Annotated in this window: 13 protein-coding genes; 6 read left to right on the forward strand and 7 right to left on the reverse strand. The window is 46.4% G+C overall.

Annotated features, from left to right (window positions below; all coding sequences use genetic code 11):
- The first annotated feature begins 419 nt into the window (after positions 1–419).
- Both PSE6802_RS0104570 and PSE6802_RS0104575 read left to right on the forward strand, forming a co-directional pair.
- Positions 420–1055, forward strand: a complete 636-nt coding sequence (locus PSE6802_RS0104570) for a hypothetical protein (RefSeq protein WP_019498882.1) — start codon at positions 420–422, stop codon at positions 1053–1055.
- A 2-nt stretch (positions 1056–1057) separates the two neighbouring features.
- Entirely contained in the window at positions 1058–2314 is a 1257-nt protein-coding gene (locus PSE6802_RS0104575) for an urease accessory protein UreH domain-containing protein (protein WP_019498883.1), read from the forward strand.
- Here PSE6802_RS0104575 and PSE6802_RS0104580 read toward each other — a convergent pair.
- On the reverse strand, positions 2311–2964 hold the full coding sequence (locus PSE6802_RS0104580; RefSeq protein WP_019498884.1) for a response regulator transcription factor: 654 nt from the start codon (positions 2962–2964) through the stop codon (positions 2311–2313). The genes PSE6802_RS0104575 and PSE6802_RS0104580 overlap by 4 nt on opposite strands.
- An 88-nt stretch (positions 2965–3052) precedes the next feature.
- Here PSE6802_RS0104580 and PSE6802_RS30780 point away from each other — a divergent pair, with 88 nt between their 5' ends.
- From PSE6802_RS30780 to PSE6802_RS0104595, 3 genes are read left to right on the forward strand one after another with little or no spacing between them, the layout of a single operon-like run.
- Positions 3053–5710 carry an ATP-binding protein gene (locus tag PSE6802_RS30780; protein ID WP_083901659.1) on the forward strand — a complete coding sequence of 886 codons (2658 nt, stop codon included), beginning with the start codon at positions 3053–3055 and terminating at the stop codon, positions 5708–5710.
- A 20-nt stretch (positions 5711–5730) separates the two neighbouring features.
- Entirely contained in the window at positions 5731–6120 is a 390-nt protein-coding gene (locus PSE6802_RS0104590) for an MAPEG family protein (protein WP_019498886.1), read from the forward strand.
- Between the two features lie 22 nt (positions 6121–6142).
- Positions 6143–7303 carry a hybrid sensor histidine kinase/response regulator gene (locus PSE6802_RS0104595; RefSeq protein ID WP_019498887.1) on the forward strand — a complete coding sequence of 387 codons (1161 nt, stop codon included), beginning with the start codon at positions 6143–6145 and terminating at the stop codon, positions 7301–7303.
- A 100-nt stretch (positions 7304–7403) separates the two neighbouring features.
- Here the strand turns inward: PSE6802_RS0104595 and PSE6802_RS0104600 are convergent, their stop codons facing one another.
- The 4 genes from PSE6802_RS0104600 to PSE6802_RS0104615 form a co-directional block, all read right to left on the reverse strand.
- Complete coding sequence (locus tag PSE6802_RS0104600) at positions 7404–8000, reverse strand: Uma2 family endonuclease (RefSeq protein ID WP_019498888.1); 597 nt, start codon at positions 7998–8000, stop codon at positions 7404–7406.
- Between the two features lie 86 nt (positions 8001–8086).
- Positions 8087–8395 (reverse strand): excalibur calcium-binding domain-containing protein, encoded by a 309-nt coding sequence (locus tag PSE6802_RS35740; RefSeq protein WP_019498889.1) that lies wholly within the window; start codon positions 8393–8395, stop codon positions 8087–8089.
- Positions 8396–8400: 5 nt separating this feature from the next.
- Positions 8401–8985, reverse strand: coding sequence for a YdeI/OmpD-associated family protein (locus tag PSE6802_RS0104610; protein ID WP_019498890.1), 585 nt, complete (start codon positions 8983–8985; stop codon positions 8401–8403).
- Between the two features lie 218 nt (positions 8986–9203).
- Positions 9204–10352, reverse strand: a complete 1149-nt coding sequence (locus PSE6802_RS0104615; RefSeq protein ID WP_026103057.1) for an RNA-guided endonuclease InsQ/TnpB family protein — start codon at positions 10350–10352, stop codon at positions 9204–9206.
- A 51-nt stretch (positions 10353–10403) separates the two neighbouring features.
- Here PSE6802_RS0104615 and tnpA point away from each other — a divergent pair, with 51 nt between their 5' ends.
- Positions 10404–10802, forward strand: coding sequence for an IS200/IS605 family transposase (gene tnpA, locus PSE6802_RS0104620; RefSeq protein WP_019498839.1), 399 nt, complete (start codon positions 10404–10406; stop codon positions 10800–10802).
- Here the strand turns inward: tnpA and PSE6802_RS27785 are convergent.
- A complete protein-coding gene (locus tag PSE6802_RS27785; protein ID WP_019498892.1) occupies positions 10799–11332 on the reverse strand; it encodes a PI-PLC domain-containing protein in 534 nt (177 codons plus the stop codon). The genes tnpA and PSE6802_RS27785 overlap by 4 nt on opposite strands.
- Positions 11333–11486: 154 nt before the next feature.
- Complete coding sequence (locus PSE6802_RS0104630; protein WP_019498893.1) at positions 11487–12569, reverse strand: 2OG-Fe(II) oxygenase; 1083 nt, start codon at positions 12567–12569, stop codon at positions 11487–11489.
- Positions 12570–12771 lie beyond the last annotated feature (202 nt).

Raw genomic sequence — 12771 nt, forward strand, 5'->3', positions numbered from 1 at the left:
AGTCAAAAATACGAGCTAAATCTGCATAACTATTATTTAGACTGAATTTTTTCTGCCTAACTAACCCATAGAGGCATATAGCCAGACGATATTCTGCCTAAGATCCCAAATTTGGGGATATAGGCTGAAATATATCTGCCTATACAGCATATCAGTCTGAGTTGGCAACGTAAACGTTGTTAGAAATTCAGGCTGGATTTGGATTAAGAGAGTTTAGATTGATTTTTGGTTAGTATTTTAGGCAGAACTCCCGCATTTTACAGAACATGCGATCGCGCCATTAGCACCACCAAATTGCCACTATAGTTTTTACAACCTGGACAAAGAGCAAATGGCAAGCCGATCGTTCTAGGTTTGCTGGCAACAGCGTAGAATAGCTTGTGGTGCAGTCATGCCATAGCCAGTAACTAGAAAGCCCAATGTCAAAAATTACAGGTATAGGATGGCTAGCAGCCGCTTTGTTAGTGGCTGCGCCCATCTACGCCCATGAGGTCGAAATCTCTGGTGAAGTCGGTGCCACCCTGCATATAGAGCCAGACGATCGCGCCAAAGCGGGAGAACCAACGCAGGTGTGGTTCGCGCTTACTGAAAAAGGGGGAAAGGTAATTCCCTTGTCAGAATGCGATTGCAAGCTCAAAGTATATACAGGCAAGCAAACGGATAAACCTCTAGTAGAGCCACCCCTCAAAGCGATCGCAGTAGAACAATATCAAGGTATCCCCGGTGCAGAAGTAACTTTTCCCAATGTGGGAGCATATAAACTCGAACTCAGCGGCAGCCCCAAGTCCGGTGCTAAATTTTCCCCGTTTAACTTGAGTTATGACGTAGTAGTAGCGGGAAAAGTAGAGACAGCCAAAGAGTCGCCCAAACCCGAACAAAAACCAGCGGAAACAGAGAACAAATCGGGAAATAAGGCAGAAAAACTCAGCGAAGTATCCAGACAAACTGAATCCGACTCAAATACTCCCCTCTGGTGGATAGTCCCTACAGGGATCTTGCTTACGGCTGGGGTTGTCGTTGGTGCGATTTGGTTGTTGAGGTCAGATCGAGGCTAGGTATGCTAGATCTGCTCCTAGTTGCTGCACTGGGTTTTCTGGGTAGTTTTGGACACTGCGTCGGCATGTGCGGCCCCTTAACTGTGGCATTTTCCCTATCGGGTCAACAGGAGTCAGAAGCATCGCGATCGCCACAACAAACAACCCATAATTGGCGGCACTATCTCTATTTCCATACCACGCTCAACCTCGGGCGCATTCTGAGCTATGCCCTGGCAGGCATGGGTATCGGGGGTCTAGGCTCCGTCCTGGTTGCAGGCGGACAACTAGCAGGGATTGATAGCTCGTTAAGGCAAGGGCTGGCTATCTTCACGGGAATTTTATTGATATGGCTGGGTATTGCCCAGATCGATCCCAAACTTCTGCCGCGAATTCCCTTACCCCATCCTATCCAAAACCTCAATCTCCATCAAAAGCTCAGTACTGCGATGGTTAAACTCTCACTAAGTTCCTCCTGGTGGACACCTGGTTTGCTGGGCATGGCGTGGGGTCTGATTCCCTGCGGCTTTCTCTACATTGCCCAGATCAAAGCAGCAGAAACGGGCGATATGCTCAAAGGTGCCATGACCATGCTGGCTTTCGGTTTGGGGACGATGCCCGCTATGGTGGGAGTGGGAGTGTCGGCCAGTTTGCTGAGCAAAGACAAACGCAGCCAGCTATTTCGCCTGGGCGGTTGGATTACCCTAGCGATCGGCATTCTCACGCTAACGCGCACGGCAAATCAAACTGACTACACAGGACACGCTTCTCTATTTCTACTCATGCTAGCCCTGGTTGCTCGCCCCTTAGCAAACCTGTGGTCCCATCCCCTCCGTTACCGTCGTGCCATTGGTGTAGGTGCTTTTGTCCTCGCGATCGCCCATACAATCCACATGCTAGAGCATACCTTTAACTGGAAACTGCAAGTCCTGGAGTTTATGCTACCTACACACCAGTGCGCGATCTGGTGCGGTCTAACTGCCCTCATACTCATCACCCCAGCGGCTATCACCAGTTCTGACTGGATGGTACAGAAACTTGGGAAACACTGGCGATCGCTGCATCTCTTAGCCGTCCCCGCACTTTTACTAGCTGCCATCCATACGATCGCGATCGGGTCGCACTATCTCGGCAGTCTTGAGTCCACGCACTCTGGCAAAATTACGTCCGCGATCTGCGGTGTCCTGGTTTTATTAGTAATGGCAGTGCGCTGGCGCTGGCTGTGGCGGTTAGTCGGCCTCGAAAAGTTCTATACGGCACCGTCGCGAAGTTCTGGCTAAACTAAACCACTACGCAGTGCGACTACAGCCGCCTGGACGCGATCGTCAACCGATAATTTATTCATAATGCCGCGTACGTGGGTTTTAATCGTGTTGGTACTGAGGAACAATTCCGCCGCAATTTCAGGGTTACTCTTACCATCTACCATTAGTCTCAGCACGTCCAACTCGCGCTCCGATAGCTCCCCAAAGCCCGTTGATGGCATGGGGGGCTTGAGATATTCAAAAATCTTTTTGCCCACCTGCGGGTCCAAATAGGTAGCACCTTCATAGGCGGCCTCGATCGCTGCCATTAACCGATTCATACTCGTGCCCTTAATGCAGTAAGCCTCCGCCCCACTCGACAGTGCTGCCACAATTTCCGTACTATCGGTATGTGAAGTTAACATGACTACATGCACGTTTGGTAGCTCCGCCTTTATCCTTTGCGTTGCCGCAATCCCATCCAGGCGGGGCAAGCCTATGTCCATGACGATGACATCGGGTTTGTGCGCGATCGCAGCACTGACAGCCGAGTAACCATCACCTACAACTTCTACAACCGTGGCTTGAGGATACTTAGAAAATGCTTGTTCTAACCCAAGTTGAATCAGAGGGTCGTCCTCAACAATCAAAATCTTTATTTGGGGAACGCTTGTGGGTAAGTTCATGATTAGCTTGAGTACGTAACATCCTCTAAATGCAAACTAGCACAGAACCGCAAACCAACGCAGAAAAAACTTAGAAATTTAGCGATCTATGGGAAATACACACAGCCGCAGCCATTCTCACCCCAATCACCTGCCACTGTGCCTCTTCTTAGTGGTACCGTTCCTGTTGCAGATGATTTTAGCAGTAGGTCTGACAAATTGGCTTTCCTGGCGTAATAGCCAACAGGCTGCCGTGCTTGGCCTCATATCCATAGGCATATCTATGTTCTTTAGCATAGTAACTTGCCGATTGATTAGTAAACCAATTCAAAAGTTAATCCAAGCTACAGAAGCGATTGCCAACGGCCAACTAGATCAATTTGTTCGAGTACCTCAAATTAAGGAATTAGGACTGCTATCCCATTCCTTTAATAGAATGGCAGCGCAGTTGCGCGAATCATTTCAGAATCTGGCGCAAACCAATGAAGAATTAGAGATGCGCGTAGAAGCAAGAACGCAGGAGTTACGCAAGTCAGAGAAAAAATTTGCCCAGATATTCTTATCCAGTCCCAATCCCACCAGCATCGTCAGGATGAAAGACCGTCAAGTCGTAGAGGTTAACGATAGTGCTCTCAGGTTCTTTGGGTACGTCGGCACCGAAGAAGCTGATAGTGGCTCCTTAAGATTAGATATTTGGGAAGACGAGCGCGAACGCAAAGAAGTATTCCAACTACTCAAAGAAACTGGCTCGGTACGCAATCGCGAATATACGTTCCACACCAAATCGGGGGAACCGAGAACTGTTTTATATTCCGGTGAAATTATCGAATTAAATGACGAGCCTTATCTCCTGGGCATTCTGAACGATATTAGCGATCGCAAACAACTGGAAATGGAGCTATGGCGATCGCAAAAATTTCTGGATAATATTATCGAAAATATTCCCCTCGCAGTTTATGTTAAAGATGCCAGCAACGATTTTCGCACTGAGATCTGGAACCAAGCCAGCGAAGACATGTTTGGCATCACCAAAAGAGCCATCTACTGGCGACGAGCAGAGGAGTTTTATTCGCCCAAACAAGCAAAGTTCTTTGTCGAGGGCGATTTGGAGGCAATCCAGAAAGGCAAGATCGTTGAAATTCCCGAAGCAGTACTGGACACCATGGAAAAGGGTCATTTAGTACTGAGGACGCTTAAGGTTCCTGTTTTCAATGAGAATGGGCAAGAAGCTTATCTCATTTGTATTTCCGAAGATATTAGCGATCGCAAGCAAGCTGAGATCGCGCTCCAAAAAGCTAAAGAAGCGGCTGAGGTAGCTAACCGTGCTAAGAGCGAATTTCTCGCAAACATGAGCCACGAGCTAAGGACTCCCTTGAATGGCATCCTTGGCTACGCTCAAATCCTCAAACGACATCCCAATCTATCAGATCGGCAGGAAGAAGGGCTAAACATTATTCAACAATGCGGCGAACACTTGCTAACGCTCATCAGCGATATTTTAGACATTTCCAAAATTGAAGCGCGGCGCATGGAGTTACACCCCCATACATTTAACCTCCGCAGTTTTCTCCATAGTATCGCTAACATTTTCGAGATCAGAGCCGAGCAAAAAGGTATCACCTTTGAGTACATAGTACCAGATCGATTGCCTACAGGCGTTAATGCCGACGAACAAAGACTGCGTCAGATCTTAATTAACCTCCTGGGTAACGCTATTAAGTTCACCGATCGCGGTCACGTACACTTTCAAGTCAGCGTCCTGAACTCTGTTAGCCCTGATGCAATCGAATTACGCTTTCAGGTTGATGATACAGGCAGCGGCATCAGTAGCGATCAACTCGAAGCTATCTTTCTCCCCTTTCAACAGGTAGGCGATAGTAGGCGGATGACAGAGGGTACGGGATTGGGTTTAGCGATCAGTAAAAAATTAGTAGAAATGATGAATAGCAAGCTTCTGGTCAGCAGCACTTTAGACCAAGGTAGCAGCTTCTGGTTCGATCTAGATTTACAGACAGACGACAAATTCACGGATTTCAACGGCGATCGCGAGAGAAAGATCGCGAGTTATAAGCGAAGCCCGGATCGAGGCGCGCTCCGAGTTCTGATCGCCGATGATAAGCGAGCGAACCGTTTAGTTTTAAGCAATCTGCTCAAACCCTTGGGGTTCGAGACGATGGAGGCGATCGACGGTGCAGAGTGCATCCAGAAAGCAATCGAGTTTAAACCAGACCTCGTCCTGCTAGATTTAGTCATGCCCGTGATGGACGGTTTTGAGGCCACCCGTCAACTGCGTCAGATCCCAGATTTCCAAGACACGGTCATTTTTGCTGTATCTGCCAGCGTATTTGGCTGCGATCAGGATGCCAGCCTTGATGTGGGCTGTAATGCCTTTATCCCCAAGCCGGTGAGCGAGGAAACTTTACTCGATCGCATCAAAACCCACTTGGGTTTAGAGTGGGAATACGCGCCGGAACAGAATGCAACGCCTTTAGCAGCAGATCGAGGATCGGACAAGCGCAACACTACGCAAACAATTTCACCATCTAGCGATCGCGTTAATGACATCCCAGATCCAGAAACCCTTAACAACTTACTACAGTTAGCCATGATGGGCGATGCGATCGGGATCGAAGAACGAGCGATTCAAATCGAGCAACAAGATGATAGATTCAGGGAGTTCGCAAGGCAACTCAAGCAATTATCCAAAGGATTTCAAATTAAGCAAATTCAAGCGCTCTTGAAAAGTTATTTGACAGAGAAAAACTAAATTTTTACAGGGAGATCGTAATGACTACAGCAATATATGCATCGCTTTCAGCCCTTCTGATCGTTTACCTATCCTTAAACGTCATCAAAGAACGCGGGCAAAACAAAATATTGTACGGCGATGGCGGCAACAAGGATTTACAAATTGCTAGAGCAGCCCATTCTAATGCCACTGAATACATTCCGATCGCTTTACTACTTCTATTTACCTTAGAGTACAATCGTGCCAACATTTGGGTTATCCATGCCTTAGGGATTGCGCTTATTTTAGGGCGATCTATTCATGCATACAGCCTTCTATCCAAAAATCTCCCAGGGCGAGTGTTGGGAATGCAAATTACAATTTTTACAATCGCTGGTTTAGCAATTCTAAATTTTTTCTACATCCCATACAATTTGTTCAAACTCTAACCTGAACTGAACTTACCCAACCATGTCCAACCTCGACAATAAATCCACTCCAGGTACCATTTTAGTTGTAGATGACAACCCTAATAACCTCAGCGTTCTGGTTAGTTTGCTCCGCGAGTTTGGTTACAAAACCCTTGTTGCGGAAGATGGGGAAAGCGCGATCGCGCAAATTCCCTATGCTAGACCTGATATCATTCTGCTTGATGTCATGATGCCTGGCATCGATGGTTTTGAAACGTGCGAGCGCTTGAAAGCAACCCCTGATACTGCTGAGATACCGATAATTTTTATGACCGCCTTAGCCGACACAATCGATAAGGTAAGGGGCTTTAATCTCGGCGCTGTGGACTATATCACTAAACCCTTCGATCGCGAGGAAGTTTTGGTGCGCCTGAAAACCCATTTAACCATCCAAAAACTTAACCTTTCCCTCAAACAAGAGATCGAAGAACGCAAGCGTGCTGAGAAAGCTTTATGGGTATTTCTCCATGCCGTTTCCCACGACCTGCGCAACCCAGTGACGGGAATGAATATGGTGCTACAGAATTTTTTAGAGGAGTCTGACGATAAAATCAGCATAAATCGCGGGGTCGTAGAACGCATGACCCAAAGCAACAATAGACTATTAAACCTGATCGACTCATTACTGGAATCCCATGCCAATGACATCCAGGGGATAGCTCTCAAATGTCAACCTGTTAAACTAAGCGAAATAGTCCAGGGAGCAGTTTACGATTTAGAACCTATTCTTCGGGAAAATCACACTACGCTACTCAACCAGGTTAGCCCCGATTTGCCGAATGTAAATGTGGATGCTTTACAGGTGGGTCGAGTCTTCCAAAACTTAATCGCTAATGCCGTCAAACATAATGCTCCCAACCTAAACCTTAAAATTACTGCCCATCCCCACACTACAGAGGATAAAGTAGAAGCCCCACCCCAAATGTTGATATGCACGGTCGAAGATAACGGAACTGGCGTATCGCCAGAACAATGCGAGAGTATGTTTGAGTTATACGCACAAGGGGCAAGTAAAAGGCGATCGCTCGGTCTCGGTCTCGGTCTTTACATCTGCAAGCAGATCGTCGATGCCCACGGCGGCAGCATAGGCATCAAGAGCGAAGTGAACGTCGGCTCTCAGTTCTGGTTCACCCTGCCGATCGCAAATCCCCCAGTTGCCTAATTTCCATAAAAAATCACCATGACTGTAGGGGCAGTGCCTCCCTACCACAACAAGCCTTCTCCAGAGAGAGTTGGCAACTAATCATAACGTTATGATTAGTTCAGAACGGCATGGGATTGTCGTCTTTTAGTTCAAACGTCACGTTTTCGTATATGTCCGCGATCGCGATCTCTAGATTAATAGTAGCCAGAGCCACCTTCTCAGCATCAGATTCATAAGCTCGAAATAACCAGGAATTATCTTCCTGTTTTACATACTGCTCGATCCCAATTTCATACTGGTCTATCAATATGTACTCTCGAATCTCTACAACAGAACGGTAATAACGAAATTTCTCAGTACGGTCATAGTTCCTTGTAGACTTAGACAAAACCTCAACAATCAAACAAGGATTCAAAATCGTATCCGTACGTTGCTCGTACAAAACTGGTTGTCCCTGGATTAAAAGCACATCTGGATAAGTGTATTGTCGATACTGAGGGATCCACAGACGCAGATCGTTAATGTACGGCTTAATGTCTGTTTTGCGCAGCATGAATTTCAAATAGGCATAGACATTACCAGCAATCTGGTTACGATCAATCGATCCGTCCGTCATCGGCACAATTTCCCCATCTCGATACTCGCTGCGAAACTCAGAAACTTCTTCCTGTAATAAATACTCTTGTGGCGTGTAGTAGCGTTGTTGAGTTTGCATCCCAGCTATTTCACTTTATATTTTTGCCCATTTCCATTTAATAAATTTTACTATGCCAGACCGATGGCGAGGTCAAGATATCTACCTTACCTACACCACTGCTTCTCGCAGGGGATGCCATCGTTATTGCCATCCATCTTCACATTCGGGCAATTTTTAAGGAAGAACGTTGCTTCTGCACAGGATGTCATCTGCGAACAATAAGTTCTTCCATCGCATTTGAAAACTGACGACGGACTTGTGTCTTTTGGCAAGCTTGGGCTTGGCTTGGCGGTATTTGATACCGACTGCTTATTATTAGCGATCGGGTTGGTGAAGGGGAGAAAGCTTTTAGATCTAGCGTATATTTGCCAACCAACAAAGCCCAGAACCAAAAGAATTATTAGCTTTTTCATTAGTTTTAGTAATTGTGATTTGCTCTAATATTTTCGCCTGCCAATCTAACGGTTTCGTTAATTCGCTTTTGCCTCGTTTCCGGTTTCTTAGCACCTACAATCCATTCCAAAATACCGCGCTTAGACGATCGCGGGAACTTTTCCCAGTTCTCCCAGGCTGTTTTGTTGCGATCGAACTCTTTTTGCAAATCGTCAGGAATAATCAGATCTTCTACTGCATCTAACGCAGTCCAGGTGCCATTGTGCTTAGCTATTTCAATCGCTTCCAATCCTGCCGGAGCCATCAGATTTTGCACGATTAGGTTTTCCACCTTTTCTTTATTAACCTTGCTCCAGTTACTTTTGGGACTCCGTTTAGCAAAAAACTGATAATAGCTGCGATCGTCGCGTTTGTTTGGCTTGCTATCTATCCATCCAAAACATAGTGCCTCGTCAACTGCTTCTGGATAATAAACACTTGGGACTTTGCTATCCTTCGTGTAGATAATCAGCCAAACAGATTTTTCCGACTGGTGATTTGCTCCTAACCAATCGCGCCATTCCTGCCTGGATTGAGCATGGAAAGTTTTTACGCCGTCTTTGAATTCCATAGTTGATATAGTTAACCAGAACTTCCATAAACTAATAGCGGTTTTCACTTGAGAACGGGTTTTATTGACGGGGTGAAGGGGTAGAAACCCTTCTTGGGGGCAAGGCCCCCAACCCCCCTGCTCTTTTCGAGCTGAAAACCGCTATAAGTTCTCAAGCGTGGAGCAATAATTTGACATACTCACCGGGCTGAAGCCACGGTGATTCTTGACACATCATCTCAACTTGCTACCGAAGTAGTCTTACGGTCGATCCGTGCCCGTTTAGAGTCGTGGCAATGCCCTATCCCGACTTTGTTTATATTTCTGGCGGCATTCTCGTCTCTGTCGTGTTCCGCCCCGCAATTGATGCAGAGAACAGACCGAACCAAGAGATCCAGCTTGCCCCATTTGTAGCCGCAATTTGAGCAGATTTGAGAGGTTGGCTCCCAACGGTTAATGACATTGAAGACGCGACCCAACTTCTCCGACTTTGCCTCACACAACACCCGAAATTCCCGCCATCCCTGCATACTAATCGCTCTTGCGAGTCTGCGATTTTTGACCATTCCCGACACATTCAAATCTTCCAGCGTGATTACTTGGTTTTCGTGAACCACACGGGTAGACAATTTATGCAGAAAATCTTTGCGGGTATCTGCGATTTTGTTATGCAATTTGGCGATTTGAATCCGCGTCTTTTCCCGACGTTTAGAGCTTTTTACCTGACGGGCAAGTTGCTTCTGTTTGCGTCTCAATCGCTTGTCCAGCCTTGAGTAGTCTGGACTTTTCACCATTTCCCCGTTGCTCATTGCTGCAAAGGTTTTGATGCCCAAATCAATGCCGATGCTGTGGTTTTTAGCATCAACTTGAACAGGCTCAATCTCTACAACAAAGCTCAAAAAATAGCGATTTGCAGCATCCTTAATTACCGTGACAGAGCTAGGCTCTGATGGTAATTCTCTTGACCAGATGGGCTTAACGTCGCCAATCTTGGCAAGGTAGACTGCATCCCCTTTGATGGAAAATCCGCCCATCCTGAATCGTGCCGACTGCCGACCAGCCTTCTTTTTGAACTTGGGAGAACCGACTTTTTTGCCTTTCCGCTTGCCCTTGAGCGAGTCGAAAAAGTTCTTGTAGGCAACACCTAAATCGGAAACCGACTGCTGCAATGGAATATTAGAAACGGTTGCCAGCCATTCCCGACCCTCTGTCTTCTTGGCTTGAGTGATGACCAACTTTTGCAAGTCGTTGTTGCTGGGCAGTTTTTCAGCCTGCTTACAAATAGCTAAGGCATCATTCCAAACCACCCGCACACAACCAAACACCTGAGCGAGACTCTGGCGTTGTTGGTCTGTCGGGTAAAAACGGTATTGATACCTAGCTTTCATGACTTATACTAGAATTGGTCTGTTACTTGATTATAGATTGGTCTACACCAAATGGCAACCCAATTTCGGAGAGAGCGGCATAGCGTTACAGACCTTAAGATTCACTTGGTCTGTGTGACGAAGTATCGTCGGTCTGTGTTCACAGCGAAGGGGCTTGATTTGATTGAGAAGTCGTTTCACGAAGTTGCCAAGAAAATGGATTTCCAAATTCTTGAATTTAATGGGGAAGGGGATCATGTCCACGCCTTGATTGAGTATCCACCTAAGCTGTCTGTGTCTCAAATTGTGAATGCTCTGAAGGGGGTATCCAGCCGTCGCTATGGCCAAGCTGGATTACCAAAGCCTCACAAGGAAGCGCTTTGGAGTCCCAGCTATTTCGCGATAGCCGTAGGCGGTGCGCCGCTGGAAGTACTTAAGGAATACATCAGGAACCAGGAAAAGCCGTCCTAGAAGGACGGGGCTTGAATCCCATATTCTCGGTCAGTCGTATCCACATCTATAACATAGACCTTCAGGTTTGCCCATCGAGCTTGAGTCAGAAACAATCCAGGCCAACCAGGTGCATATTTAAGATAGCTTACAGGTATCCCGATCGCATATCTACCACAAGATGAAGAAATGTTACCAGAAAACACCATTTTGACGTATTGGTTTACGCACTCCTTAGCTTCTTTGCGCGTAGGGAAAATTTTTTGTATCTCTGGAATCTCTTGCTTTAGCAGTGCATATTGTTCGTCTCCCGAAAACAGATAAATATTTTGACGCTGTTGCACGGGATATTTTTTGAGCGAATTAGCCAGCAACCTTATGGTTCGCTCGAATGCATCTTTTTGATCGACCAGAAGTTTTCGATTGGGGAACGACTGCATCACCTCATCAAAAGTAGGCATCAGAGCGATCGCTTTGCCACGAAACGGATATGTTTTGCCACCATCAGCCGTATAACCGTAGCCAATATCAAGCTTTTTCAAGGTTTCCATGCTTTGTTGTGGGTTACACCCTGACCGTTCGTTCTACTTTGACAACTCTACTCAATAGTCTCTTTCGCCGTCGATTTGTCGTTCTGGGCATATCTAATTCACATGTGCCTACCTGGGAAAATAGACGAAGGAAGACAAGAAATAGTTGTCGAGATTACCTGGTTTCTGGGCCAAGAAATTCTCGATTCACTTCTCGAATCTTCGCAGCAGAGTCATCGTATAAGAAGGGGAGATAAGCGTACCTGCGCCCTTTGGTAACTGGCGTAGCCTCATGCAACAGCGAGCATGAAAATACAATTGCACCGCCTGCTGGAGCCGTGTGAGTTTGATATCCAAACTCTGGGAACTTGAGTAGCCCTCCCTCATATTCCCCAGTATTGAGATTGAGCGAGACCGCAAACTTGCGATGAGCAGTGCCTTTGGTTGTGTTATCTCTATGTGCCTTAAAAAAACCTCCACTTTCACTGTCATAGCAAGCCACCATATGCCGTTCAATGCGCGTTGCCTTAAACTGAAATGCCTTGTAAATTTCGGGCACTAAAAGATCGTGAATGCGAAACATGGCTGCATTGCGCAGATCTTCATCTTCAATTGCGCAGTCTCGCCGCCGCTTGAAGCTACGATCGACAATCGGTACAGTCACTCCTTTCTCATCTCGCATAAACCCTGATTCTTCCCCACCATGCTGCTTGTAGTAAGAAATCAACGCTTGACAAAGCCCAGTTTCAAAGACGCGAGGTACGACTAAAACAGGTGCTTGCACGGCAGCCATGCCCCGAGCATCGAGTTTTGGTAACTGTGAGAGGAAATCGACTAGCTGAGTCACATGATTTTCGGGCGCATCAGCAAATGGTACGACTGCCAGTACTCGCAACCGCTCGTCAAAAATATAGGTACATAAGTGGTACGTATCATCGCGATCGACTACGCCAAATAAGCGACTGACTTTTTGCTCGAAATCCCAAAAGAAATCAATCCCCGGCAGTTGACCTTTTAGTCGAGATAGGAATTTATCGGCTGGATCGGTACTGACACCAAGAAAACAACAGAATTTATCATCAAAGAACTCTCGGTATATAGCTAAGTCACCCAGCACTTTTTGACTGGCTGGATCGTGAGACGATTTAAGGAAACAGAGTACAACGTATCGCCCAGCGATCGTATCAAAATAAAAGTTAGGATTCGTCGTCGAAGCCGCCACAAACCAGGGTGCAGGTCTTCCTACTGCCAAAACCATTTTTCCCGTTACCCCTAACTAAAAAAATGTTGGCAATATTGTAGCTAAGTCAATACATTTTGCAAGTGATGCCCATCACTAAATTAACCAATCGTCTTGGTAAATCGATCGCATGTACTGAAGTTCCTATCGGAAAACACAAAAAGCGATCGCACAGGTTAAGGAGAATCTAGATATTCTTCTTCGCTTATATTCTTCTTGC

It is taken from the genome of Pseudanabaena sp. PCC 6802 (assembly GCF_000332175.1).
Taxonomy (GTDB): domain Bacteria; phylum Cyanobacteriota; class Cyanobacteriia; order Pseudanabaenales; family Pseudanabaenaceae; genus PCC-6802.